The 365-nt window shown below is 57.8% G+C and carries 1 protein-coding gene; it reads left to right on the top strand.

The window, feature by feature from the left end:
- A partial coding sequence (locus tag ACTQZS_RS15515) for a recombinase family protein (RefSeq protein ID WP_441476611.1) occupies positions 1 to 365 on the top strand: 365 nt, incomplete at both ends.

Here is a 365-nt window from a genome sequence, read left to right as displayed (position 1 = left end):
ATGACGCTCTTTGCCGCATTCGGTCAGGCGGAGAGCGAGGCAAACCGGCTCGGGACCAGGATGGCCATTCAGCGGAAGGTACAAGTACAGGAGCCCATCCAGCAGATCCAGCGGGTGTTCGGATACACGAAGAACGAGGACGGCGAGATCGTGCCGGATCAGGATGCAGGCCGTGTGCTGGAGATTTTCGAGATGGCCGCCGATGGATTCACGGTCGCACAGATCACAAACTACCTGAACGGGGAGGGAGTACAGACCAAGAGTGGTGCCAGATTTTACCGGAAAACGGTGGCCAGGATCCTGGGAAACGAGGAGTACAAGGGCGACTTCGTACAGTTCAGGCACTTCGTGGATGAGCACCGGAA

Source organism: Bilifractor sp. LCP19S3_H10 (genome assembly GCF_052119185.1).
In the GTDB taxonomy this organism is placed as follows: Bacteria; Bacillota; Clostridia; order Lachnospirales; family Lachnospiraceae; genus Bilifractor.
This window is presented reverse-complemented; position numbering and strand designations above follow the sequence as displayed.